The following is a 25,117-nucleotide window of genomic DNA, read 5'->3' on the forward strand; positions in this document are numbered from 1 at the left end:
GAAAGGGAAGGGCGCCATGGCGCACCTTCCCAAACCCTCCATACGTTATGCCTTCAGGTACTTATCCACAGTGTGTTCAATCTGCACGTCCCCTCCCCATAACTCCATCTCCTCAGTAAAGTCGTGGGTATGCGCAGGCACCCTGGTAGTGCTGCCGGCTCCTTTGGCCGCGTCACGTACTGAAACGCCCAACCCGCCTGTAAGCTCCGCGATACCAGGGACGGCGCCTCCGGTATAGTCGTCAACGTAAGTGTTCATATGATTGTTGCCGACCAGCGCTACCCACTTCTCTCCTTTGGGCGTTTTTTCGATCAATTTAGTAGCGAAGTAGTTGAGTTCTTCCAGACGATCAATAGAAGAGTTTTCTCTTTGGAGGTTGGCCTCAAAATCGCGTCTGTGCACGGTCAACTCGGCGTGTTCAAGCCCGATCACCTTGAGGCCATGTTTATCCGCCGCTGCCAGTACATCGGTCATGCTCAGCGCATTGTTGCGGTATTTATCAGTGAGATGGCGCGGGAACAGGTAGTGCGCGTCGTCTGCTGTGTAAGCTGTGCCGGCAAGTGTAGGCGAACGTTCCAGGAAATAAGCGTTCTCCAGATAAAGCGTGGTAACCCCAGCGTTTTTGAAGTGCTCCATATTGGTGACCAAAAAATCCAGGCTCGCGACTTGATCATGGGATTCCCCTATCACCCAGCCGTTGACATCAGGACGGGAAAGCGTGTTTTTAATCAGTTCACTTGCGGCTATGTCGACACTGACGGGCTCTATTGCCGGGCGTGGTGCCGGTTGCCTGGCGAAAAAAGAGTCATAAAATTCATCCATGTCACGCCTGAACCATTCCGTCAGCCTGTTGATGTCGGCCGGATCGTCGAAGTCATTTGCTGCTTCGCCCTTCAATATCCTGTCCATATAATCGTCCAGGGGCAGATCGGTTTCTCCACCTTTCAGTTTATTGAGCCTCCATTCTCCTGTGCCGGTGGATACCAGAGACGCGAATTGTTTTCCGGAAATTGCATCGATAGCTCTGACTGAGCCGCCTTCAAGCTTATAGATCGGGCTGATTTTATAAGGGCGCTCCACGCCAGTACCGTCAGTGAAAGGAATATAGAAGTCGTCGCCGACTTGAAACGTGCCATCCGCTCGTTTTGTTCCATCAAGTACGCTTTGCGGGGCGGCGTGCTGACTGAAGTCCGGCAGGCGCGGCGGCCGTGTCTGGTTGCCGCTGATGGCCACCGTTAGTTTGCCCGCGCCGGCAGACGTTGAGGGCACGTTCAACTGAACTTGATTTGCAACGGCGCTGTTTGACGGCGCAGGAATTACCCGCGTAGCCCGGCCGGACGGCACTGCCGGGGCGCCTGTGCCTGGCGTCAGGGTTTGCGCCTGTGCGGATGGCTTGAACACGGGACGTGAAATCGGACTGGTGGGAATGCGGTGGCCGGTGGCAGCGACGGTGAAGTCGGAGAATGCTCTGGACAGATGGCCGGGTTTGCTGAGGGTTTTTCTAAGAGAGTTTCCCGGCATCCGCATTATCTTAATCGCTGCTTTCGTCAGCCTGGAAGCTGTCGAGACCCCTTTGCCAATGACCGGCACCAGGTCCAGAAAGACCCCCGCCAGTTCGATGCCAAACATCACTTTGTTATAACGCGATTCCTTGGCCACCTCGGCATTGCTGACCGAGCTCAAATCGGCGTTCTTGATCAGGATATCCGACACTTGCTGGTACATTGCATCTCGAAGATCCCCCTCAACGGGTCTTAGATAGGCGATTTTCGGCTCAAGCGCTTTCTGGGCGTTTTCCAGGGTGGCGATGATTTTTTTGTTGCGATAGTCTTCAATCGTTTTTTGTAGCGACTCCAGCGGTGTCGAGTTGACGCGCGCGCGCGAGTAGGCTTGCCACTCTGGTTTACTCATCAATGTCTCCAGCTCCTGCTGGCTGGCCAGCGCGCGCCATGCTATGCCGTCAGGCGCATCGGGACTGTACAAGACTCGAGATAAGTGGCTGTGGTCGCTGATCACGGTGACGCCCTGAACTGGAGCGCCGTAGAACGACATCGTGTTGGCGATGATGGTTTTCCCATCGACCTTCGGGCGTGTGGCCGGGTCGGGATGATCAATCACTGCCCTGACCCACTGGGGCGCCAGTGGTTTGCCCGCGCTGTCTGTTTCTGAAGCCGAATAGGCCGTTGGGCTCAATTTTGCCAGATAGGCATGCTTGTTCATGGTGCTGCGCAGGGCGTGTTTCCATGCTGAGCGCAATTTATGCGGCTCACCGTTGCTGGCATCCGGTGCCAATTGCGCGTGGAGCATGTCGAGGTATTTGCCCCCTACATCCGCGTCTTCCACCAATGCCAGGAGTTCTGCGGTTTTCAGCACGATGGGGTTGCCGTCACGGTCCTGCACCGGCTTGCCTTGGGCATCAAGAAGCTTGGCTTGCAGAGTGTCCTGGACGTGCTGGTTGCTGTCGCCTGCGGGAAATGCCGTCGGGTTTTTCAGTGACAGGTCGGTTAACGATACCTCCTTGGTTTTGTAGTCGGCCGGGGTGTACGCTCCGTGTCTGAAGCGTGTATGAATGCGCGACTTCGTCGTAGTCACAACTTTTGTCTTCTGGGCGTCGACGGTCGCCCCAGGGTGTTTTTTTTGCAGGGCCAGGTTTAATTGCTGGTTGGCGAACTGATGCAGCGCGGGGATTTTTTCGAGCATCGGCGCCAGCCTCCCAATGCTCTTTTGCTCTACACGTTCAAGATACTGATAACCCCGGATCTGAACCGGCGTGAGACTTTTTAGCCACTGCGGCTGTTTTTTGTCGGCCAGTCGTTCGTAACGGGCGAGCATTGCGTTGTTGCCATCAAAATGCGCTGACCAGTCTGCCGCTTCATCGATAGCCGCGCCTATATCGGCGTCTTGCAGAGGCGTCGGGTGCAGGATCTGGTTTTCCGGGTAGAGGGTCTGCATGAGGGTCGCTTGAACCTCATCGGCCTGGCGCTTCAGCAATTGGGTAAACGCATCGGCAATCACGTCGCCCTCAATGGGGACAAGGCTTGCAATCAGGTCCTGGCCCTTTAAAGGGCTGTGAGTCTTTTGTGCCGACAGAGGCAGACCCTCTACGAGCAGGGTTGCGGCTGTGCCCCGTGCATTCAACCGTTGAGCCAGCGCCTGGAACGCTTGAGCGCTGTTCTCGAAGGGTTCGAGGCCCTCACTTGGCGTGCACAGCACCACAGGCCCATCGTCGTTCCCAGGTGCAGAACCTTCCTTGCTGGTGACTAGCCATGCCCCCGCCAAGCGTGCACCGCTGGCGCTGTTGTCATTGATCAAGAGCGGGTAGACGCCTGGCCTTGATTCTGGCGCGAACGCCTGGCTGCGTTCTTCACGCGTGGGGTACTGGAGTACGGTATCCACCAGGCGTTTGGCTTGCGAACTCAGATAGCCATCCTGTTCGCCCAGTGCCGCCAGGGTTGACAGCTGTTTCTTGTGTAATGACAGCAACTGATCCTGGGGTGCGTCTTTGAGGATTTCTGTTGGATTCGGTTGGGTCCAGAAGTTTTTCACGGTTTCTGGGAACTGGGTCGCAATACGCCTGGCTATTGTGTGCAGTGAATCAGCGGCGGTGACGGACCGGGCGGCTTCGGTCGACGCCGTCTTGAGCATGAATCGCGATGTGACGCCTGGCTCGTCGATAAAGTTTTTATCCGGGTAGGCGTAGATTTCCTGAATCGCCCGTGTCAGTGCATCCAGAAGCGGTTCTTTGGACACTGCAACGGATATGCTGCCGTCATCGGCCAGTCTGGATCGCTCGAACGACATCGTGGAGGGATCAAAGGATGTGAGCTGGGGAAATGCCTGTTTAATCTGAGCGTTTACGAAGTCTCTGAATGCAGGCTGTTTTTCTTGCAGTCGGGCCATCTTGAGGCTGAGATTGTCGTATTCAGAGGTGAGAAACTCGACGGGTCCGACTTTGAAGTGTCTTGAGAACTCGTTGGACAAGCTCGCTGGCTCTACGGATATTACCGTAGGTTTTATCAGCGCATTAAGACCGTTTCCCGAGTGCCGCGAATCAGGTTCCGAGGGCGGTTGATCTGTCTCTCTTTCGGTTGCAGGACGTGTATCAGCAAGCGTCAGAGCCGGTGCTGGCGCAGGGGGAAGTAACTGGATAGGTTGTGAACTGAGGGACGTAAGCACGGAACATGTCTCCAACTAGCCTGAAAGGATGTGGGTCACGTTCCCTGTAACTTGCTGGATAAGTGAGCTTTCGGCGTGTCGGGGTTCCGCAGTAAATGTAAGAGCATGCTGAAGCACTCCGTAGTCTGGAGAGCCCTGCTGCTTCAAGGGCTAAAAAAATGTCTCGCAGGCTGACTACGGCTCAAAGGCACCGATAAAGATCGCCGGGTCCACCCGCGCATCGTTGAGGCTGACATTCCAGTGCATATGCGGCCCGGTCGCCCGGCCCGTCGCCCCGACCTTGCCCACCACCGCCCCGCGCACCAGTTGCTGGCCGATTTTCACATCGATCTTCGACATGTGGCAGAACATGCTGATAAAGCCCTGGCCATGGTCGACGAACACGGTGTTGCCGTTGAAGAAATAGTTGCCCACCAGAATCACCCTGCCATTGGCGGGCGTCTTGATCGGCGTGCCGGCCGGTACGGCGAAGTCCAGGCCCGAATGGGGGTTGCGTTCTTCTCCATTGAAGAAACGGCGCACGCCGAACCGGCTGGACAGCGGCCCGTTGACCGGTTTGTCCAGCACCAGATTGCTCGGCACCGTGGGGCTGAAGCTGCGATAGGCCTTGAGCTGCACCGCCAGTTCACCCTCGATGCGCTTGAGCTGCGCGGGTTCGGGGTTGACCTGGCTTTTGTTTTTCAGGGTGATGCGCTGTTCCGGGTACTTCTTGTAACCCACGATGAACGGCAGGCTGCGCCCACCGCTACTGATGCGCTCGTTGCCCGGCTTGACCGTCAGCGGGATGCCGACAATCGCCAGCCAGTTGTCCTGCTCCTTCACCACCAGCACCGGCTTGCCCTGGTAGCTGGCTTTCGGCGCGGCGGTCGCAGGGCCGAGGTCGACCACCGCAACGCCGCCGGGCACCGGTTTGTTCAGGGTTCGGGTGATGTAGCTGTCGGCGTGGGCGTTGCACGCGAGGCACAACAGCATCAGCAGGCTCAGAAGACGTGGCATCGATCAATCCAGTAGCGAAAGGGTGACAGGGGTGAGGTGGTTGTCTTCCACCCGCACTTGCAATTGGCCTTCACCGAGGCGTGCGGTCAGGCGCTGGCCGGTGTGGGTTTGCGCGGCATTGCGAATGGCTTGGCCGCGCTCGTCCAGAAGAATGCTGTAGCCGCGGCCCAGCGTCGCCAACGGGCTGACCACCTGCAGCGTCTGCACCTGGCTTTGCAACTGCAGACGGCGTGCCTTGAGGCCTTCGCGCATGGCGCGGGGCAGGCGTTCGGCCAGGCTGTCCAGGCGTTGGCGCAGCAGGGCCAGTTGGCGGCCCGGGTGCTGGCCGGCCAGGCGCGTCTCCAGGCGAATCAGGCGCTCGCGGCGGGTATTGAGGCTGCGCTCGAAGGCGCGCCGCAGGCGCATATCGAGGTCATCCAGACGCTGAGCCTGCTGACGCAGGCGTTCGCCGGGATGGCGCAGGCGTCGGGCCATGCCCTCCAGGCGCAGGCGGTCATGGCGCAGGCGGTTGCGCATCAGCATCACCAGGCGGCGATGCAGGTTTTCCACCTGACGCACCAGGTGGCTGGCGTCGGGGGCAAGCAATTCGGCTGCGGCGGAGGGGGTAGGGGCGCGCACGTCCGCGACGAAGTCACAGATCGACACGTCGGTTTCATGGCCGACCGCGCTGACGATAGGTGTGACGCATGCGTCCACCGCGCGTGCCACGGCTTCTTCGTTGAAGCACCACAGGTCCTCCAGCGAACCGCCGCCCCGGGCCAGGATCAGCGCGTCAAACCCGCGCGCGTCCGCGCGCTTGAGTGCACGCACAATCTGCGGGATGGCTTCGCGACCTTGCACGGCGGTGGGAATCAGGGTCAGCTCTATGTTCGGCGCCCGGCGGCGGAACACGCTGATAATGTCGCGAATCACCGCGCCGGTGGGTGAACTGATAATGCCGATGCGCCGTGGATGCATCGGCAGCGGCACTTTGCGCTCGGTACTGAACAGGCCTTCGGCGCTGAGCTTTTCCTTCAGCGCATCGAACGCCAGGCGCAACGCGCCGTCGCCGGCCGGCTCCACCGTGTCGAGAATCAACTGGTAGTCGCCACGGCCCTCGAACAGCGAGACCTTGCCGCGCACCTTCACCGCCAGGCCATCCTTCAATGCCTGGCGCACCCGCGCGGCATTGTTGCGAAACAGCGCGCAACGCACCTGCGCGCCGCTGTCCTTGAGGGTGAAGTACACATGGCCGGAGGCCGGGCGGGCGAGGTTGGAGATCTCGCCCTCAACCCAGATGTTGGTGAACACGTCTTCCAGCAACACGCGTGCGCGGCCGTTGAGCTGGCTGACAGTCAGGACTTCGCGGTCCAGGCCCAGGCGGGCAAACGGGTCTTTAATCATGGGCGGCAGTTTATAGGTATTCCCGGGGCAATCACCACGGCCTTGTGCACATGAGCGGCTGCACTATGCTGAGGGGCGGCAATGAGCAAGGAGCCTGCATGACTGCAATCGAACTGTTGAACCACTGGTCTTTTAACGGGATGGACTGGCTGGTCATTGGCCTGGGTGTGGTGCTGGCCTACGTCGTGTTCGGCATCGCCGGGTTCGGCACGGCGCTGATCGCGGGGCCGATTCTGCTGCTGTTCATGCCGTTGTCGAAGATCATCCCGCTGCTGGTGCTGCTGGATTTTGTCGCCGCGTTCGGCGGCCTGCTGCACACCCGGCGCGAGGTGAACACGGCGGAGCTGTTGCGGCTGCTGCCGTGCATGGCCATTGGTTGCACACTGGGTGTGGTGTTTTTGCTCAACCTGCATTCGGATTTATTGCTGCTGTTGATGGGGCTGTTCATCAGCGCGTACGCGATTTACAGCCTCCTGATAAAGGCGCGTCCGACCCAACTGGCGGCGGGCTGGTCGGTGCCTATGGGCACTGTCGGTGGGCTGTTCGGCGCGTTGTTCGGCAGTGGCGGCTTTTTATATGCCATCTACCTGAACAGCCGGCTGCCCAAGGAACAGGCGCGGGCCACTCAAAGTGCGCTGATCAGCGCGAGTACGCTGGTGCGCTTGAGTCTGTTTCTGCTGGCCGGGGTCTATGCGGATTGGCCGCTGTTGCTGCTGGCGCTGTGTCTGTTGCCCGCGATGGGATTGGGGCTGTGGTTCGGGCGCCGGTTGACCATGCGCCTGTCCCGCGAGGCGTTTGTGAGGGGGGTGACGTGGCTGGTGCTGGCGAGCGGCCTTGCGTTGATCGGGCGGTATTTGAGCACTTGACCTGTGCGGGGCAGGGATTAAGCTGCCTGCCTTCAGGGCCTCATCGGGAGCAAGCCCCTCCCGCATTTGAATGCATTTACCGATCAACAGGTGGAGGGGGCTTGCTCCCGATGGCGCCAGCCGCCACACCGCAGGACTCCAATGAACTCCCAAAGCATCCTTGTCCCGAAAATTTCCACCTTGCCCGTCCACGAACCCCGCGCACGGGCGATCGTGCGCTGGCTGGTGCGCAAGAACATCATCAAGGAAGAACTCACCACCTGTGGCCGCACCGGCAACCGCATGGCTTACGGCCTGGCCGACGGCGCCCGCGCCGTGGTGCTGCACCCCGAAGCGCTGCCGTTCAACGAGCCGATCAACGGGCTGGAGATCATCTACAAACGCTGTATCTATACCCCGGCCAAGGGCTTTCTCGAAGAAGCCGGTTGCCCGCAATGCCTCAAGGAGATCGGCGAGGCGCTGTTCGAGAGCCTGGAAGACTGGATGCCCGGCCACACCGACAACTTCACCTGCCCGCTGTGTGGGCATGAAGATGACATCAACGGCTTTCTGTTCCTGCAGGAATGCGGGTTTTCCAACCTGGGTTTCATCTTCAACAACTGGGCGGAGGCGGGGTTCAAACAGAGCTTTATCGATGAGTTCGCCGATTGGCTGGACCAGAAGATCGCCTGGGTCAGGGTCGAGCTGTAACCCCTCCTATCCGTATTCCCAAATATGTCAGAGTTTTACATTGAGACCTGAGGGGTGTCTGAGTATAATGGCGCGCTTCCATTTTCCCGCTCGGGAGCCCCCGCGATGCTGCGTATCAGCCAAGAAGCTCTGACATTCGACGACATTCTCCTAGTGCCCGGTTATTCCGAGGTGCTTCCTAACGAAGTCAGTCTCAAGACCCGCCTAACCCGTGGCATCGAGCTGAATATTCCCCTGGTTTCCGCTGCCATGGACACCGTCACCGAAGCCCGTCTGGCCATTGCCATGGCCCAGGAAGGCGGCATCGGCATCATCCACAAGAACATGACCATCGAGCAGCAGGCTGCCGAAGTGCGCAAGGTCAAGCGTTACGAAGCCGGCGTGGTGAAAGATCCGATCACCATCGAAGCTGACGCCACCGTGCGTGACCTGTTCGACCTCACCCGCATGCACAACATCTCCGGCGTTCCGGTGCTGCACGATGGCGACCTGGTCGGCATCGTCACCTCCCGTGACGTGCGTTTCGAGAACCGTCTTGAAGTCACCGTCCGTGAAGTGATGACGCCTAAAGAGCGCCTCGTCACCGTCAAGGAAGGCGCCGACAAGAACGATGTGCGCGAGCTGCTGCACAAGCACCGCATCGAGCGCGTGCTGATCGTCGACGACAAGTTCGCTCTCAAGGGCATGATGACCGTCAACGACATCGAAAAAGCCAAGGCTTACCCGCTGGCCAGCAAGGATGACCAGGGTCGTCTGCGCGTCGGCGCGGCGGTCGGTACCGGTAAAGACACCGGCGACCGCGTCTCGGCCCTCGTGGCTGCCGGCGTTGACGTGGTGGTGGTCGACACCGCCCACGGTCACTCCAAAGGCGTGATCGACCGCGTGCGCTGGGTCAAGCAGAACTTCCCTGACGTGCAGGTGATCGGCGGCAACATCGCCACCGGCGCTGCGGCCAAGGCCCTGGCCGAAGCCGGCGCCGACGCGGTCAAGGTCGGTATCGGCCCTGGTTCGATCTGCACCACGCGGATCGTCGCCGGTGTGGGCGTGCCGCAGATCAGCGCCATCGCCAACGTCGCCGCAGCCCTCGAAGGCACCGGTGTGCCGTTGATCGCCGACGGCGGCATCCGCTTCTCCGGTGACCTGTCCAAGGCCATCGTGGCCGGTGCGTCCTGTGTGATGATGGGCTCGATGTTCGCCGGTACCGAAGAGGCCCCGGGCGAGGTTGAGCTGTTCCAGGGCCGTTCCTACAAGGCTTACCGCGGCATGGGCTCGCTGGGCGCCATGTCCCAGGCGCAGGGCTCGTCCGACCGTTACTTCCAGGACTCCTCGGCAGGCGCCGAGAAACTCGTCCCGGAAGGCATCGAAGGCCGTGTGCCGTACAAGGGCAGCCTGAGTGCGATCATCCATCAACTGATGGGCGGCCTGCGTTCCTCGATGGGCTACACCGGCAGCGCCGACATCGAAGAAATGCGCACCAAGCCAGAGTTCGTACGGATCACCGGCGCCGGCATGGCTGAGTCCCATGTCCACGACGTGCAGATCACCAAGGAAGCGCCGAACTATCGGGTCGGCTGATGCCGACAGCTAAAAGCCACAAGTTATAAGCTGCAAGCGGGGCTGTGTTGATGCAGCTTCCGCGCAGCCCCCGATTACTTGCAGCTTGCAGCTTGAAGCTTGCAACTGCTCTTCAGAGTTTCTCCTATGGCCCTCGACATTCACGCCCACCGCATCCTGATCCTCGACTTCGGTTCCCAGTACACCCAACTGATCGCCCGCCGCGTGCGTGAAATCGGCGTGTACTGCGAATTGCACCCGTTCGACATGGATGACGACGCGATCCGCGCCTTCGCGCCCAAAGGCGTCATCCTCGCCGGTGGCCCCGAGTCCGTGCACGAAGCCGACAGCCCGCGCTGCCCGCAAGCGGTATTCGACCTGGGCGTGCCGGTTTTCGGGATCTGCTACGGCATGCAGACCATGGCCGAGCAGTTGGGCGGCAAGGTGGCAGGGTCCGAGCTGCGTGAATTCGGTTATGCCCGCGTCGACGTGGTCGGCAAGAGCCGCCTGCTGGACGGCATCGAAGACCACATCGACGCCGACGGCCTGTTCGGCCTCGATGTATGGATGAGCCACGGTGACAAGGTCACCAAACTGCCGGAAGACTTCCATATCCTGGCCAGCACCCCGAGCTGCCCGATTGCCGGCATGTTCAACGACGAGCGCGGCTACTACGGCGTGCAGTTCCACCCGGAAGTAACCCACACCAAGCAGGGTGGGCGCATCCTGTCGCGCTTCATCCTCGACATCTGCCAGTGCGAAGCCCTGTGGACCCCTTCCAAGATCGCTGAAGACGCCATCGCCAGCGTGCGCGCCCAGGTCGGCACCGACAACGTGCTGCTCGGCCTGTCCGGCGGCGTCGACTCCTCCGTGGTAGCAGCCTTGCTGCACAAAGCCATCGGTGACCAGCTGACCTGCGTGTTCGTCGACAACGGCCTGCTGCGCCTGCACGAAGGCGAGCAAGTGATGGCCATGTTCGCCGAGAACATGGGCGTCAAAGTGATTCGCGCCAACGCCGAGGACCAGTTCCTCGACAACCTGGCCGGCGAGTCCGACCCGGAGAAGAAGCGCAAGATCATCGGCCGCACCTTCATCGACGTCTTCGATGCCCAGGCCAAACACCTGGACAACATCAAATACCTCGCCCAGGGCACCATCTATCCTGACGTGATCGAGTCGGCTGGCGCCAAGAGCGGCAAGGCCCACGTGATCAAGTCCCACCACAACGTGGGTGGCCTGCCCGAGGAAATGAACCTCAAGCTGGTCGAGCCGCTGCGGGAACTGTTCAAGGACGAAGTCCGCCGCCTCGGCCTGGAACTCGGCCTGCCGTACGACATGGTCTACCGCCACCCATTCCCGGGCCCGGGCCTGGGCGTGCGTATCCTGGGTGAAGTGAAAAAGGAATACGCCGACCTGCTGCGTCGCGCCGACCACATCTTCATCGAAGAACTGCGCAAGGCTGACTGGTATCACAAGGTGAGCCAGGCGTTCGTGGTGTTCCAACCGGTGAAATCGGTGGGCGTGGTAGGCGATGGCCGTCGTTATGCGTGGGTTGTGGCACTGCGTGCCGTGGAGACGATCGACTTCATGACCGCGCGCTGGGCACACCTGCCGTATGAGCTGCTGGAGACGGTCAGTGGGCGGATCATCAATGAGATTGAGGGTATCTCGCGCGTGACGTATGACGTGTCGAGCAAGCCGCCGGCGACGATTGAGTGGGAATGATGGGACGTCCGGCATTGTCCGGCATGATCTAGCAAGAAATGCCCTGGAGCCCGCGTAATTGCGGGCTTTTGGCTTTTTGGGTCTGGCAAATTCTGGCAGCTTTGTGCATCGCCAAGCACCGTGTTTATGTGGCATGGTACGGGGCATTGACTGAGCCAAATGCCATGCTTAGTGCTCGATACCATGTCGCCTTAGTAGGGAAGGGCATGGTATCAAATTTCATCATTAGCCCGGTTTCATTGGGTTTTAACGTGGTGCATGAGTGCTTTTCTGAGCATGGTATTTTTTCCATGGAATCCATAACTGCCATGTTGACCGATACCAAGCTGCGCAACCTCAAACCGACAGAAAAACTCTACAAAGTGAACGACCGCGACGGGCTGTACAGCTTTACGAGGCCTGTGCAAAGAAATCGAAGCAGTGCTCTCAGAATGGGAATGGAGGGGAGAGGGACGCGTCGAGTTTGATCAGAAGGAGTTCGATATCATCGTAGACGGCCAGTCTCGGCAATCCCACGGTAAAGGTGTACGAGCGGTTCTGCATACCGCGTTCACCATCGGACTGCTCCGCTTCTGCAAGATCAACGATTTGCCTCATCCGGGTGTCGTCGTTATTGACTTACCTCTGACGAGCTATAAAAAAGGAAAACCCGGAGGCGCCAAAGATGGGCCAATCGATGCAGGTATGTAGTCCGCTTTCTGGCGTTCGCTTACGGCAATTGATCCCGGTGTCTAGGTCATAATTGTTGAGAATAAAGAGCCGCCTGCCACGGTGGCAAATGACCTGACATACTACTGGTTCGCGGGGGATACAGGTTCTTCGAACGATCGAAAAGGTTTTATCGCGGTCGTGTGAGTCATGCGCGCGACGTACGACTATGCGCGACAAAACGAGCCCCATCATTTTTCGGGAGGAAATACCGCATTGCACCAAGCAACGAGAGGCGCTTCACAGATCCCGTGTCACAGCGGTGTGGCGGTATGAGAGAGGCAACGGGAGTGAGTTCCGTAGCGAGGACCGGTTCGACGGAGGGTTGATGTCATAATGATATTGTTCAGGCAGAATGCCTAGCTCTAACGAAATGGATGTCATCTATGAAAACACTCCCACCGGTCGGACCCTCTCCGGAGCAACGAGCTCTTGTGAGTCAGAACAGGCTTGGCGTAGAAGTTATTTGCGGCGCAGCCGGAAGCGGAAAAACTACAACCGCCCTCCTTAGACTGAAATCGCTATCTCACATGTTCAACGGTCGACTTGTGCGTCAGGAGGAGGATCGACCTATAAAGATTTTGATTCTCACGTTCAACCGGACGCTTGCTGGATATGTTTCAGAGCTAGCACGCCAACAGCCTGACCCCAAATTCAAAATCGACTTAGAAATAGAAACTTTTAGTCGCTGGGCTCTAAATAGACTCGGCTATCAACTAGGCGACCAAAAAAAAGCTGAGGGGGTTCTATATGCATTCGCAACTCAGATTAAGAATCTTTCGCCTCAATATGTCGTTAACGAATGCAATTACATTCTAGGTCGCTTTGAGCCGGAGCGGCTTAATAGTTATCTAGATGCAGACCGAACTGGGCGAGGCCAGATGCCGCGAGTCCCCAAAGCTACGCGGCAACAAATTCTTGATGAAGTTATTGAGCCTTATCATGCATGGCTTCGGGAGAATAATATAATAGACTGGAATCAACTTGCAGTCTTCATGGCAAGAAATATAAGCCCGATCGGCTACGACATTGTAATTGTCGACGAGACCCAGGATTTCTCAGCTACTCAGCTTAGAGCAATAAAGCATCATTTGGCTGATGATCACACCGTGACATTTGTGATTGATACGGTTCAGCGTGTTTATGCTAGGGGCTGGGCATGGGCAGAGGCAGGGTATGAAGTTCGCTCTGAGAGAATTACCAACCTTCGCAATAATCATCGTAATACTCAACAAATCGCTGCTTTCGCGGCTGGAATTCTTGCGGGAGTAACTGTAGATGGGGAAGGTGCCATGCCTAATCTGCATGCAGCAACAGAGACCGGGCCTCTACCTCTCATACTAAAAGGGAAATATCAGCGCCAAATAGACTGGGCTATAGATTATATGTGCCGTAAAATTAATCTCAAAGAGGAGTCGGTCGCATTTCTCAAACCACTAGGTGGCGGATGGTTTGATACCATTCGTGCTTCTTTAGATAGTGCACGTATTCCTTATGCCAATATTACCAGAGAGCGAGAATGGCCTCGAGGTCAAGAAAACGTGGCCACATGCTCTTTTCATTCAGCAAAAGGCCTAGAGTTCGACTACGTTTTTATCCTGGGTTTCAATCAAAGAAATACGGAGTTTTCTGAGGAAGATAAAGGCGACCAGCTTCTTGTTCTGCGTCGCTTGCTCGCTATTGCGGTAGCCCGAGCGAGAAAAGCGGTCTTCGTTGGTTACAAGCCTGGAGAAGAGTCGAGACTGATCCAGTTCTTTGAAGTAGGCACCTATGCTGAGGTTGATGTGTAATGCTTATTGAAGAAATTAAGAGGCGTGGTATTGTTGAGCTTCTTCATTTTACAACCAATCGAGGAATTGTAGGTACGCTTGATTCTGGCTATCTGCTTTCTCGTTATCGTGTAAGACAAGAAGATAATCTCAAATACATCCTGCATTGCAATTCAACAAATCGCCCAGAAGAAAGCGATTTTTTTGATAAGAGCGAGCATTGGATTGATTTTGTAAATCTATCAATTTCAGAGATTAATAGAAGATATTTTGAGGTTTCTCAGGGTTGGCATCTCAATGCGGATGTTTGGTGGGGTATTCTTTCCTTTGATGTCGCTGCAATGGCTGACGATGGCGTGTATTTTGCTACAACTAATAATTCTTACGATTACTGTATAAGAAAAAAAGGACTGGAAGGGTTTAATGGTTTGTTTGCACCTGTGATAAGGCGAAAACCACCAAGTTGGAGTGCGTGTCGCCTAAGACGAGCTGAGCATCTTCCTACATGTGAGCAGGCGGAAGTACTCTATCCACGTGCACTTCCAATTCGATATTTACGCTGTATATACGTATTAGACGAAACCTGCCATGATACAGTCATAGGTTGGCTAGGGGAGTTTGGGCACACTGATGTCGATGTCCAAATAAATCCCCAAAAGTTCCAAGGAGTGAAAAATTGAGCAATCCACTATCCGCAAGCAAAGCTTCTGATCTCAGACAGTCTCACGCCTTCACACAGACCGTTGTTGAGTCAGCCTTGTGGGCTGCTGCTGGCGACGCGCTAGGTTGGATTACAGAGCTTTCGCATGGGCCTGCTGGTGTTAAGAACCGGACTGGGTCAACTGAGGTGAAGCAACCAGTCGCCTGGCAGCGATTGATCGCTGGTCGTAATGGTCCCAAAGTCGCTCTGCCTGCGGGAACCTACTCTGACGACACTCAGCTGCGCCTTGCAGTATCACGCTCCATTCGAGGAAATGGAGTGTTTGATGTTGAGACATTTGCAAAAATTGAACTACCTGTTTGGCCTACTTACGCATTGGGTGCAGGTTTAGGCACAAAAGCAGCAGCTCTCAATCTTTCACGTAGAGGCGTTAATTGGTTTTCAAATTTCTATGTGAAAGGCGCACAGAGTTATATACAAAGTGGTGGTAACGGAGCAGCGATGAGAATTCAGCCGCACGTATGGTCATCGAAAGGTGATGATCAAGAGATGCTCTTGAACGTATTTAGAGATGCCATCACAACCCATGGTCATCCTCATGGTTTTTGCGGCGCTGTATTTCATGCTCTTGTCCTAAAGGAAACGCTGCAAGAAGGTTCTATTCCTGGCCCTTCTAGTTGGAAAGAAATTGCTCAACAATTTCTAGAGTTGCCGAAGATAATCCGCGAGGACAGCCAGCTAGTAGATTTTTGGCTCGCTTCTTGGGAGCGTGAAACAAAAAATACCCTAGAAGAAGCCATGTCCAGGTTTTGTGGCGAGGCGCTGCATGATATTAGCCGAGTCTCTGAGGCGATAAACGATAATCCAGTTTCTGCATATAAATCAGCAATTTCATCTATTGGGTGTTTGACAGATCGGTTCCGTGGATCTGGGTTTAAAACAGCACTAGCCGCTTCGGTGCTGAGTTATCTGTATCGCTCTGAACCCATAGAGGAAGCGCTTGTGTTGTCTGCCAATGTGCTTGAGAGCGACACGGATACTATTGCAACTATGGCCGGAGCGCTTTTGGGGGCTATAGCAGGTCGCTCCCCAATATGGAATATTCAAGATTCGGATTACATTATCTCTGACGCGACACGTCTTGCTAACATCGCCATTGGAAATCCTCAGTCAAGCTTTTCTTACCCTGACATTGGGCGATGGAATCCTCCTGTCAATCAAGGTGCATCCATTCGCGTATATGAAGATAGGCTCGCAATTGCCGGACTTGGTGCGCTGGAAACTTATGGTGACGAATACAGTTTCGGGGATCACGTGTGGCAATGGTCCACACTGCCATTTGGCCAGACAATTCTTGCTAAGAGAAAAGCTTTCATAAATGATGTTGTCGGCATAGATCAACTTCCGAAGCCAAACGCGCCTTCCAATATGCCACCAAGCCGAAGTGCGCCTGACTCTCAATTTAATGTTCAGCAACCTGAATTAAATTTCGAACTTGGAAATACTCAGCCAGCACAAGAAAAACCGTGCGAAGATGTATTTTTAAATGATCTTGATGCCGAATCGGACATCATAATCTCATCAAATTTTGATAGCCACACAATAGGTAAGATTTTTAAAATTCGGATCGATGCGACTTCCTCGATCGAGTCGGCCATGACCCTTTTGGCAATTGTAGCTAAGGCTAGAATCGCCAGAAATAAACGCCGAAAATGAGAGAATGCTAATGATCTGAGACTCATATTTAATGCCTCGCGATGCATTGCATTGAAATGCAGCTGCATCGTGGCTCACTGCGTTAAATAGTGGTGAAGGATCTGAGTACGAAGTAGAGTTGGGCAAGGTGGGTTCAGTGGTGAGTAAAGTAGTTTTTATCTTTTCCGGGCTTTTTGAATCATGATCAGGCTTTTAGCCACACTCACAGCCACCTCAGGCTCTACTGACGAAAAGTCTTGCTTGATCAAAAAATGCACTAGAAGCTCGAAACCATTGCTTGTTGGGGGTGATATGAAAGATCGTAGTCACGATGAAGCAATGGCCGAGGTTTTCCGGGCTGATCCCACGTACGCTATTGAATTGCATGCAGAGGTCTGTCGTGAGGGCTGCGCTGGCGAACTGGCCGTGCTGACGCGGCAACTCTCCACTGGCGTCGCCTTGCTGAAGATGGTTCATAACGACACAGGCCATAAAGATTGATTTTTAACTAGTATGGTATTTTCCATGGTTTTAAAATTATTGTCGCCTTTGTGCGCCCTAGATCCAAGGGCTTCGGCCCTCTATTGATAATAGAGTGGGAATGATTGGACGTCCGGCATTGTCCGGCATGATCTAGCAAGAAATGCCCTGGAGCCCGCGTAATTGCGGGCTTTTGGCATTCTAGGGCTGAGACTTTCTGATAGCTTCATAGCAAGCGCACCAACGGGTGCTCTTTCCAACATTGGCTGATTGGGTAGATTGGTCTGGCTCGATCAATTCTCCTGATAATGGCATTGATATTCACGTTCAGGTCCCGTAGAGAAACTCAGCACTGGGTTCCTTGAAAGATCCTCTGTTCTAGCCAATCCATGTTGAGACTGTGGTGGCGTCACCGCTGGCTTCCGACAGGAAACTCTACGTCGGTGACTCTTCCACGAGCTGTAGAAATTGCTCCAATGCGTTCGCTTTTAAGCACGCTCGAGCGGTTGCTGCAAAGGCTGCATCAGGCCCAGAAAGCGATTGAAGTCGATCGATCAAGTTCTGGAAACGGATATAGTCCGCTGGGGTGCATTCTTCAATCGTAGCCGGGCAAACCTCTCTATAGGTCTCGATCCAATCATTTATCTCGCGCCACCTCCTTTTTCTCGCTGCTACCAAACGGGGGCTATCTAGATACAAGTAGTGAATCGTTGTCTCAACGCGCTTCCGAATGATAGCGTTGTTCGGATCTGAAGGCATCGGAAGCCCTTCCTCATCGAACGTCATCAGCTTTGGATCGGTCTTCTTGGTAGGATCAAGGAGAAGTACAGTCTCTTTGGTTATGTCGCGGTCATCTCACGAAGCCCTGAACGTACCAGGAACCAGAGGGAAATAATCCCATTGTCATCGATGGAGTGAGCCATTTCGTGTCGACGATGTCACGCAGAAGGGCATGAGGGGTATCATGGAAGTGATTGGCCATTAGGTCGAGATGTCACTATCTGGTAAATCGATCCAGCTCCCGCAGTAAATAAAGCTGCGTGTGTGCGACGGTAAAAACGACGGTAAAGACCGGTGTTGATCACCGCTGATCCCTATAACCATTCGGATCTGCGATCTGTTGATGATTGAGTGGAAATGATCCTGCGCTAGCAGGTGAGTGTTGATGACAAAACCCCGGTCTGGTGCCGCAATGCTGTTCACTTAAGCCACAGACCGAAGGTTTTTGATCTTTGGTACTGAGGTGAAACTCAAGAAAACGGCGCTTTCCCATTTCGGGGTAAGCGCCGTTTTTTCTTAAGTGAACAGCATTGCGGCCTGGTACCGGGGTTTTGTATTTTCGGGATGTCAGCCTTCAATCGAGAAGAGTATCAACATAAAGCGCTATTCGAAGTTTTTTGCATCGTATATAGTGCATTAGCTCGCTATTTTTTATTTTTGCATTGTATGGGATGCATTTTGATATGGCCGATTTAGGTACGCTGATCAAAAGTCTGCGCAAGGCCGCCGGTCTTTCACAGGCCCAACTCGCGCAGCGGCACGGCATGAGTCGCGCCACTATCTCGGGAATCGAGAACGACACCATCCCGGAAGTCGGGATTCGTAAGGTCGCGGCGATCCTGGAGGGATTGGGCTATCAGTTGACTGCCGTACCAAGGCATCATCGCAAGACTCTCGATGAACTGAAATCAGGGGGCATCCATGACTAGTCAACGTGACCGGTTGTATATCGGCGCTGGTGGCATGTCTGCTGGAACGCTCGGGCGCGGTGAAGAAGACCGGCGTGATTCAGTGTTCTCGTATAACGAAGAGGTTGCTCAAGAGAATGCTGTTTCCTTGACCATGCCCGTGCGCTTGGAGAGCTACAACTGGAAGTATGGAGTCCACCCGTTGTTCGAGATGCATATCCCCGAAGGGCATCTCAAGAACGAACTTGTGCGACGTTTCAACAAGTCGGTACGCGGCTTTGACGACTTTACCCTGCTGGGTATCGTGGGTCCGCACCAGCTTGGTCGTGTCAGCGTTGCCCACGGTGCGGGTGACGAGTCCCTGCCTGGGGTCAAGCTCTCAGAGTTGCTGGTCTATGACGGGGCGAAAGACCTGTTTGATGATCTTCTGAAAACCTATGCGGCCTATTCCGGGGTGTCGGGTGTTCAACCCAAGGTGCTGGTACGTGATTTTGACGATACAACCCCTGGCATTGAGCGTCTCACGCACAAGGGCGCCACGCATCTGGTGAAGGCGTTCAATGAATCTGACTTTTCACAATTGGCTGCCAATGAGTTTTTCTGCATGCGGGCCGCGTTTCATTGCGGCCTGGAGGTGCCTGAGTTTCAGCTCAGCCAGCAGGGGAAGTTCCTGGTGGTGAAACGGTTCGACATTGGTGCAAGCGCCTACCTCGGATTTGAGGACATGTGCGTTCTATCGGGATGGGGAACCGCCAGGAAATACGACGGCAGCTATCAGGGGTGTGCGAAGCTGATCAGGTCATTTGTCACGCCCAATCGTGTCACCAGGGCACTGGAAGATTTCTTTCTGATGGTGGCGCTTTCTGCCGGGATCCAGAACGGCGATGCGCACCTGAAAAACTTCGGTCTGTTGTATGAGAATTGCGCCGAGGACGCGGACGTTTGGCTCGCCCCTGCTTACGATCTGGTGACCACCACGGTGTACAGCAACAACGACATCATGGGGTTGCTGCTCGGCGGTTCCAAGGCCTGGCCAAAGCGCAAGATGCTGGTCCAGTTCGGGCGAAGTTCGTGCGGGCTGACAGAGTCTCGGTGCAACCAACTGTTGGCCAGGGTGCATGACGGCATGACCCGCGCGATGTCGGAGCTTTCCGAATACCGACGCACTCACCCAGAGTTCGAGGTGGTAGGGGAGAGGATGAGCGCTGCCTGGGCAGCAGGACTGGCGAAGAGTATCGCAGTGCAGTGATCCTCCCGGGTTACGCTCACCGCCGCGCCACATCCGAAAAATAAAACTTATCCAACGTATGCCGCGACTCGGTGTACTCAAACTGCCGTCCATCCTGCAAAAACGTCTGGTTACTCACCACAATCACATGACTCTGCCCATCAAGGTCCAGGTGCGCCTGGTCGTCCTTGCTGCGGGGCAGGGCTTCGATGGTGCGCTGCGCGTAGCTGATCTGCAGCTGTAACTTTTCTTCGATAAACGCATAGATCGACTGTTCGGCAATCGAGCGATCCAGCCCCGGGATCAGGTCGGCGATGAAGTGGTTGATATCGAGGATCACCCGTTTGCCGCCGATGCGCCGTACCCGTTTGATGCGGGTGATCAACGTGCCGGGTTCGGCTTCGAAGTGTTGCAGCAGTGAGCCTTCAAGCGGCAACTGGGTGAACTCGACGACGTCGGTGTGCACGTCATCGCCAAGATCGGCGTGGGTTTCATGGAAGCTGACGATGCCGCCCAGTTGAAACTCGATGGGGTTGGGCGAGAGCACGAACGTGCCCTTGCCGTGGATTTTTTGCGCGAATCCGCGCTCCTGCAATTGCTCGATGGCGCGGCGCACGGTACCTCGGCTGGCCTGGTAGCTGTCCATCAATTCGGTTTCGGAGGGAAGGCGCGTGCCGCGCTGCAGGCGTTCGGTGGTGATGCTGGCAAGCAGATCCGTATAGATCTGGTTGTATTTGCTCATGGGGATGGCTCTGTGCCGGCTTTATGAAGGTGAACGGCGCGTTCAAGGCAGGAACCTTAGTGGCAGAGGTGGGGTTTGTCCATTGGACGCGGGCGGATGATCAGAAATGCCTGACTACAAATTCGGAAAATCAAACATTATGTAACTCGTACAGACGAGTTATTGCTATAACTCGTCTGTACGAGTAGGTTTGTTCTCGGCGTGCTGCCAATGGCTGCCCCCCAATAAAAAAATCAAAGTGGATACCACAAGCATGAGCCACGACTATTCCAGCATCGCCCGCGAGATCCTCGACAACCTCGGCGGGCGCGACAATCTTGAGCAAGCCGCCCACTGTGTGACGCGCCTGCGCCTGGCGCTCAAGGACCCCGGCCTGGTCAAGGTCAGCGCCTTAAACCAGGTCGATCTGGTCAAGGGGTCGTTCTTCACCGGTGGCCTGTTCCAGGTGGTGATCGGCCCCGGCGAAGTGGAAAAGGTCTACGCCGCCCTGCGCGAACTGACCGGCCTGGCGGCGTCGACCATCGCCGACGTGAAGAAGGCCGGCGGCGACAAGACCAACCCCATGCAGCGTCTGGTGCGGGTGTTCTCCGATGTGTTCATGCCGATCCTGCCTGCGCTGATCATCGCCGGTCTGCTGATGGGCATTAACAACCTGATGGGCGCCAAGGGCATGTTCATCGAGGGCCAGACCCTGCTCGAGGCCTACCCGAACCTGGACGGGCTGTGGAGCCTGATCAACCTGATGGCCAACACCTCGTTCGTGTTCTTGCCGGCGCTGGTCGGCTGGTCGGCGGCCAAGCGGTTCGGCGGCAGTGAAATTCTCGGCATCGTGCTCGGCCTGATGCTGGTGCATCCCGATCTGCTCAACGCCTGGAACTACGGCAAGGCCGTCGCCGGGCTCGACGGCCAGAGCCTGCCGTACTTCGATATTTTCGGCTGGTTCCGGATCGAAAAGGTCGGTTACCAGGGGCAGATTCTGCCGATCCTGATGGCGGCCTTTGTGATGAGCGTGATCGAAAAATGGCTGCGCGCGCGGGTGCCGAATGCCATTCAACTGCTGGTGGTGCCGATCACCACCATCGTGGTGACCGGCGTGCTGGCCCTGGCGATCATCGGCCCGGTGACGCGTCACCTCGGCATCCTGATCACCGAAGGCCTGGTCACCCTGTTCGAGATCGCGCCCATGCTCGGCGGCGCGATTTTCGGCCTGCTCTATGCGCCGCTGGTGATCACCGGCATGCACCACATGTTTCTCGCCGTCGACCTGCAGCTTATCTCCACCCAGGGCGGCACCTTTATCTGGCCGATGATCGTCATGTCCAACCTGGCCCAGGGCAGCGCCGCGCTGGCGGTGTTCTACATGACCCGCAACGCGCGGGACAAAAGCATGGCCTCGACCTCGGCGATTTCCGCCTACTTCGGCATCACGGAGCCGGCGATGTTCGGTGTGAACCTGCGCTTCAAGTTTCCGTTCTATGCAGCGCTGCTGGGCTCGGCCCTGGGCAGCATTTTCCTCGCGCTGAACAAGGTCCATGCGTCGGCCATCGGCGTGGGCGGGTTGCCCGGGTTTATCTCGATCGTGCCGAGTGCCATCCCGGTGTTTGTGGTGGGCATGGTGATCGCGATGGTCGTGCCGTTTGTTTTGACCTGCGTGTTGAGCATGAAGATCGTTCGGCCCGGGTACAGGGTTGCCTGACCTGCCGCTATCGGGAGCAAGCCCCCTCCCACAGTTGGAATGCAGTTCAAGTGTGGGAGGGGGCTTGCTCCCAATGAGTCCCTCATCTACGGCACAAAATTCTACTGAAGGAACCCACCATGCAAAACTGGCAACACTCGGTGATCTATCAGATCTACCCCAAAAGCTTCCACAGCCACGCGGGTAACGCCACCGGGGACCTGCTCGGCATCGTGGACAAGCTCGATTACCTCCAGTGGCTGGGCGTCGACTGCCTGTGGATCACCCCATTCCTGCGCTCGCCGCAACGCGACAATGGCTACGACATCAGCGATTACTACGCCATCGACCCCAGCTACGGAACCATGGCCGACTGCGAGCTGCTGATTGGCGAAGCGGCCAAACGCGGCATCAAGTTGATGCTCGATATCGTGGTCAACCACACCTCCATCGAGCACGAATGGTTCCAGCAGGCGCGCAGCAGCCTCGACAATCCGTACCGCGACTTCTACATCTGGCGCGACCAGCCGAACAATTGGGAATCCAAGTTCGGCGGCTCGGCCTGGGAGTACGAGGCGCAGACCGGGCAGTACTACCTGCACCTGTTCGACCACACCCAGGCCGACCTCAATTGGGACAACCCCAAAGTGCGCGCCGAGGTGTTCAAGCTGATGCGCTTCTGGCGCGACAAGGGCGTGGGCGGTTTCCGCCTGGACGTGATCAACCTGATCTCCAAGCCCGCCGACTTCCCCGAAGACAGCAGCGACGGCCGGCGCTTCTACACCGACGGCCCGAACGTGCACCAGTACCTGCAGGAAATGCACCGCGAAGTCTTCGAAGGCCACCACCTGATCAACGTCGGCGAGATGTCATCCACCAGCCTCGAGCACTGCATCCGCTACTCGCGGCCGGAGTCGAAAGAACTGTCGATGACCTTCAATTTTCATCACCTGAAAGTCGACTACCCCAACCTGCAGAAGTGGGTGCAGGCCGACTTCGATTTTCTGCAGCTCAAGCGCATTTTCTCCGACTGGCAACTGGGCATGCAGGCCGGCGGCGGCTGGAACGCGCTGTTCTGGTGTAACCATGATCAGCCGCGGGTGGTCTCGCGCTTTGGTGACGACGGCGAACATCGCGTGGTCTCGGCGAGGATGCTCGCCACCGCGCTGCACTTTTTGCAGGGCACGCCGTTTGTGTACCAGGGCGAAGAGCTGGGCATGACCAATCCGGGGTTCGACCGGATCGAGCAGTATCGCGATGTGGAGACCCTGAATATCTTCCGCCTCAAGCGTGACGCCGGTGAGTCCGAGGCGTCGAGCATGGCGGCGATCATGCAAAAGTCCCGCGATAACGGGCGCACGCCAATGCAATGGAGCAGCGCGGCGAACGCCGGCTTCAGCAGCGGCGAACCGTGGATCGGCATCCCGGCCAATGCGGCGCAGATCAACGTCGACTGCCAGCGGGATGACCCGCACTCGGTGCTGCATCACTACCGCGCACTCATCGCCTTGCGCCGCCGCGAACCGCTGATCCAGGAAGGCGTTTACTGCGAGTTGCTGCAAGGCCATCGGCAAGTCTGGGCCTACCTGCGTGAAGGCCACGGCGAACGCCTGCTGGTGGTCAACAATTTTTACGGCCAGCCCTGCGACATCCAGTTGCCTGAGTACGTGATCAATGCGGCGAGCGAGCAACGCCTGCTGATCAGCAACTACCCCGATTGCCCGGCGCTTACGGGCTCTGTGGCGTTGCGTCCTTATGAATCCTTTGTGCTGCACCTCAAGGAATCAGCCTCGTTGTAACCCCTGCATGGGCATGCGGGGGCGCTTCAAAACCATAATAAAAAATGAGTGGAGTGCGTCATGAAAACAACCATAAAGCTGGGCCTCGTTGCTTCCTGTCTGGGCCTGCCGTTCGGCGCCGAGGCGCTGGAGTTTTCCGGTTATTTGCGCAGTGGCGTGGGGACGTCTACGGGCAGTGGCAAGCAGCAATGCTTCCAACTGCCGGGTGCGCAGACCAAATACCGCTTGGGCAACGAATGCGAGCAATACGGCGAACTGGAACTGCGCCAGGACCTGCTGACCTTCGACGATGGCTCGGTGCTCAGCGTCGATGCGATGGCGTCGCTGTACAACAAATATGACCGCGCCCTCACGTTTCAGGGCGAAGACAACGGCTCGGCGCGCATGCCGCAGTTGTATGCGCAGTGGTCCAACCTGCCCGCCCTTAACGGCGGATCACTGTGGGCCGGGCGGCGTTACTACAAACGTAACGACATCCATATTTCCGACTTCTACTACTGGAACCAGAGCGCCACCGGCGGCGGTATCGAGGACGTGCTGATCGGCGGCCTCAAGTACAGCTACGCGCTGTCGCGCAAGGACAACCTGTACCAGAAGGAATACGCCACCCGCCACGACTTCAACGTCGCCGGCTTCAACACCAATCCCGGCGGCGAGCTGGAGTTGGGCTTGAGTTACATCGCCAGGGCCGGTGGGCGCGACACCAACAGCGGCTGGGCCTTGACGGCGCAGCATGTGCAAACGGGCTTTCTGGGCGGCAAGAACAAATTAGCCCTGCAATACGGCGAAGGCCCCGGCACGGGCCTGGGCTACACCGGCAACACCTTTCTCGACAAGAGCAGCAAAAGTTACCGCGCCGTCGAGTTCTTCGACTGGCAGGTGACTCCGCGTTTCGGTGGGCAGGTCGAGGCGGTGTACCAGAAGGACATTCGCCCCGGCAGCCAGGACCAGACCTGGATGTCCATCGGCGTGCGCCCCGCGTATGCGCTCACTGAACAATTCAAACTGGTCACCGAACTCGGCCATGATCAGGTCGACGCCGCCGGCGGGACGCGCAAGCTGAGCAAATTCACCTTCGCCCCGACCTGGTCGCCCAAGGGCCCGGAATTCTGGGCGCGGCCGGAGGTGCGTTTGTACTACACGTATGCGACCTGGAACGCGGCGGCCAAGCGTGCGGCGAATGAACTGGCGGCCGGTTCGGCGTTGTCCGACACCGGTGCCTACGGCAGCGCGCAGCATGGTTCGAACGTGGGGGTGCAGGTTGAATACTGGTGGAAATGAA

18 protein-coding genes are annotated in these 25,117 nt (G+C 56.7%); 14 read left to right on the plus strand and 4 right to left on the minus strand.

The features are described 5' to 3' along the window. Positions 1 to 45 precede the first annotated feature (45 nt). The 3 genes from ACXX81_RS02865 to xseA form a co-directional block, all read right to left on the minus strand. The gene (locus ACXX81_RS02865) at positions 46 to 3,981 is read right to left on the minus strand and encodes a dermonecrotic toxin domain-containing protein (protein WP_458571177.1); all 3,936 of its coding nucleotides are present in this window, start codon (positions 3,979 to 3,981) and stop codon (positions 46 to 48) included. 369 nt (positions 3,982 to 4,350) lie between these two features. Then, a complete protein-coding gene (locus tag ACXX81_RS02870; RefSeq protein ID WP_458571178.1) occupies positions 4,351 to 5,172 on the minus strand; it encodes a peptidoglycan DD-metalloendopeptidase family protein in 822 nt (273 codons plus the stop codon). Positions 5,173 to 5,175: 3 nt separating this feature from the next. Beyond that, a complete protein-coding gene (gene xseA, locus ACXX81_RS02875; RefSeq protein ID WP_458571179.1) occupies positions 5,176 to 6,555 on the minus strand; it encodes an exodeoxyribonuclease VII large subunit in 1,380 nt (459 codons plus the stop codon). A gap of 98 nt (positions 6,556 to 6,653) precedes the next feature. Between xseA and ACXX81_RS02880 the strand changes: the two genes are divergently transcribed. From ACXX81_RS02880 to ACXX81_RS02930, 11 genes are all read left to right on the plus strand, one after another. Then, positions 6,654 to 7,421 carry a sulfite exporter TauE/SafE family protein gene (locus ACXX81_RS02880; protein WP_458571180.1) on the plus strand — a complete coding sequence of 256 codons (768 nt, stop codon included), beginning with the start codon at positions 6,654 to 6,656 and terminating at the stop codon, positions 7,419 to 7,421. A gap of 141 nt (positions 7,422 to 7,562) precedes the next feature. Next, positions 7,563 to 8,111 (plus strand): sugar ABC transporter ATPase, encoded by a 549-nt coding sequence (locus tag ACXX81_RS02885; RefSeq protein ID WP_209984525.1) that lies wholly within the window; start codon positions 7,563 to 7,565, stop codon positions 8,109 to 8,111. A gap of 105 nt (positions 8,112 to 8,216) precedes the next feature. Continuing rightward, positions 8,217 to 9,686, plus strand: coding sequence for an IMP dehydrogenase (gene guaB, locus ACXX81_RS02890; protein ID WP_003238496.1), 1,470 nt, complete (start codon positions 8,217 to 8,219; stop codon positions 9,684 to 9,686). A 126-nt stretch (positions 9,687 to 9,812) separates the two neighbouring features. Next, positions 9,813 to 11,390: a glutamine-hydrolyzing GMP synthase gene (gene guaA, locus ACXX81_RS02895; RefSeq protein WP_003238499.1), complete on the plus strand. Its 1,578-nt coding sequence runs from the start codon at positions 9,813 to 9,815 to the stop codon at positions 11,388 to 11,390. Positions 11,391 to 11,428: 38 nt separating this feature from the next. After that, the gene (locus ACXX81_RS02900) at positions 11,429 to 11,857 is read left to right on the plus strand and encodes a hypothetical protein (RefSeq protein WP_458572615.1); all 429 of its coding nucleotides are present in this window, start codon (positions 11,429 to 11,431) and stop codon (positions 11,855 to 11,857) included. 627 nt (positions 11,858 to 12,484) lie between these two features. Then, a complete protein-coding gene (locus ACXX81_RS02905) occupies positions 12,485 to 13,888 on the plus strand; it encodes a UvrD-helicase domain-containing protein (RefSeq protein WP_458571181.1) in 1,404 nt (467 codons plus the stop codon). Beyond that, complete coding sequence (locus tag ACXX81_RS02910; protein ID WP_205344668.1) at positions 13,888 to 14,547, plus strand: DarT ssDNA thymidine ADP-ribosyltransferase family protein; 660 nt, start codon at positions 13,888 to 13,890, stop codon at positions 14,545 to 14,547. Before ACXX81_RS02905 ends, ACXX81_RS02910 begins: the two co-directional genes overlap by 1 nt. Continuing rightward, positions 14,544 to 16,244 carry an ADP-ribosylglycohydrolase family protein gene (locus ACXX81_RS02915; protein ID WP_458571182.1) on the plus strand — a complete coding sequence of 567 codons (1,701 nt, stop codon included), beginning with the start codon at positions 14,544 to 14,546 and terminating at the stop codon, positions 16,242 to 16,244. Before ACXX81_RS02910 ends, ACXX81_RS02915 begins: the two co-directional genes overlap by 4 nt. A gap of 291 nt (positions 16,245 to 16,535) precedes the next feature. Continuing rightward, entirely contained in the window at positions 16,536 to 16,724 is a 189-nt protein-coding gene (locus tag ACXX81_RS02920) for a hypothetical protein (protein WP_348055983.1), read from the plus strand. A gap of 1,442 nt (positions 16,725 to 18,166) precedes the next feature. Then, positions 18,167 to 18,412 carry a helix-turn-helix domain-containing protein gene (locus ACXX81_RS02925; protein WP_231423227.1) on the plus strand — a complete coding sequence of 82 codons (246 nt, stop codon included), beginning with the start codon at positions 18,167 to 18,169 and terminating at the stop codon, positions 18,410 to 18,412. Further along, the gene (locus ACXX81_RS02930) at positions 18,405 to 19,640 is read left to right on the plus strand and encodes a type II toxin-antitoxin system HipA family toxin (RefSeq protein WP_458571183.1); all 1,236 of its coding nucleotides are present in this window, start codon (positions 18,405 to 18,407) and stop codon (positions 19,638 to 19,640) included. Before ACXX81_RS02925 ends, ACXX81_RS02930 begins: the two co-directional genes overlap by 8 nt. Positions 19,641 to 19,656: 16 nt before the next feature. Here the strand turns inward: ACXX81_RS02930 and treR are convergent, their stop codons facing one another. Continuing rightward, entirely contained in the window at positions 19,657 to 20,361 is a 705-nt protein-coding gene (treR, locus tag ACXX81_RS02935; protein WP_209984507.1) for a trehalose operon repressor, read from the minus strand. A gap of 253 nt (positions 20,362 to 20,614) precedes the next feature. Between treR and treP the strand changes: the two genes are divergently transcribed. The 3 genes from treP to ACXX81_RS02950 all read left to right on the plus strand — a co-directional run bounded on the left by treP (position 20,615) and on the right by ACXX81_RS02950 (position 25,116). After that, positions 20,615 to 22,057 (plus strand): PTS system trehalose-specific EIIBC component, encoded by a 1,443-nt coding sequence (gene treP / locus ACXX81_RS02940; protein ID WP_458571184.1) that lies wholly within the window; start codon positions 20,615 to 20,617, stop codon positions 22,055 to 22,057. A 119-nt stretch (positions 22,058 to 22,176) separates the two neighbouring features. After that, the gene (gene treC / locus ACXX81_RS02945; protein WP_458571185.1) at positions 22,177 to 23,835 is read left to right on the plus strand and encodes an alpha,alpha-phosphotrehalase; all 1,659 of its coding nucleotides are present in this window, start codon (positions 22,177 to 22,179) and stop codon (positions 23,833 to 23,835) included. 60 nt (positions 23,836 to 23,895) lie between these two features. Further along, the gene (locus ACXX81_RS02950) at positions 23,896 to 25,116 is read left to right on the plus strand and encodes a maltoporin (protein ID WP_209984497.1); all 1,221 of its coding nucleotides are present in this window, start codon (positions 23,896 to 23,898) and stop codon (positions 25,114 to 25,116) included. Position 25,117 lies beyond the last annotated feature (1 nt).

The organism is Pseudomonas sp. GNP013 (assembly GCF_054343995.1).

What these genes read in the sequence shown, in the direction of transcription:
- treR (WP_209984507.1), bottom strand. Translation starts at nt 20,361, where the DNA reads ATGAGCAAATACAACCAGATCTATACGGATCTGCTTGCCAGCATCACC.
- treP (WP_458571184.1), top strand. Translation starts at nt 20,615, where the DNA reads ATGAGCCACGACTATTCCAGCATCGCCCGCGAGATCCTCGACAACCTC.
- ACXX81_RS02900 (WP_458572615.1), top strand. Translation starts at nt 11,429, where the DNA reads ATGCCCTGGAGCCCGCGTAATTGCGGGCTTTTGGCTTTTTGGGTCTGG.
- xseA (WP_458571179.1), bottom strand. Translation starts at nt 6,555, where the DNA reads ATGATTAAAGACCCGTTTGCCCGCCTGGGCCTGGACCGCGAAGTCCTG.
- ACXX81_RS02880 (WP_458571180.1), top strand. Translation starts at nt 6,654, where the DNA reads ATGACTGCAATCGAACTGTTGAACCACTGGTCTTTTAACGGGATGGAC.
- ACXX81_RS02870 (WP_458571178.1), bottom strand. Translation starts at nt 5,172, where the DNA reads ATGCCACGTCTTCTGAGCCTGCTGATGCTGTTGTGCCTCGCGTGCAAC.
- ACXX81_RS02885 (WP_209984525.1), top strand. Translation starts at nt 7,563, where the DNA reads ATGAACTCCCAAAGCATCCTTGTCCCGAAAATTTCCACCTTGCCCGTC.
- guaB (WP_003238496.1), top strand. Translation starts at nt 8,217, where the DNA reads ATGCTGCGTATCAGCCAAGAAGCTCTGACATTCGACGACATTCTCCTA.
- ACXX81_RS02925 (WP_231423227.1), top strand. Translation starts at nt 18,167, where the DNA reads ATGGCCGATTTAGGTACGCTGATCAAAAGTCTGCGCAAGGCCGCCGGT.
- guaA (WP_003238499.1), top strand. Translation starts at nt 9,813, where the DNA reads ATGGCCCTCGACATTCACGCCCACCGCATCCTGATCCTCGACTTCGGT.
- treC (WP_458571185.1), top strand. Translation starts at nt 22,177, where the DNA reads ATGCAAAACTGGCAACACTCGGTGATCTATCAGATCTACCCCAAAAGC.
- ACXX81_RS02920 (WP_348055983.1), top strand. Translation starts at nt 16,536, where the DNA reads ATGAAAGATCGTAGTCACGATGAAGCAATGGCCGAGGTTTTCCGGGCT.
- ACXX81_RS02905 (WP_458571181.1), top strand. Translation starts at nt 12,485, where the DNA reads ATGAAAACACTCCCACCGGTCGGACCCTCTCCGGAGCAACGAGCTCTT.
- ACXX81_RS02910 (WP_205344668.1), top strand. Translation starts at nt 13,888, where the DNA reads ATGCTTATTGAAGAAATTAAGAGGCGTGGTATTGTTGAGCTTCTTCAT.
- ACXX81_RS02950 (WP_209984497.1), top strand. Translation starts at nt 23,896, where the DNA reads ATGAAAACAACCATAAAGCTGGGCCTCGTTGCTTCCTGTCTGGGCCTG.
- ACXX81_RS02930 (WP_458571183.1), top strand. Translation starts at nt 18,405, where the DNA reads ATGACTAGTCAACGTGACCGGTTGTATATCGGCGCTGGTGGCATGTCT.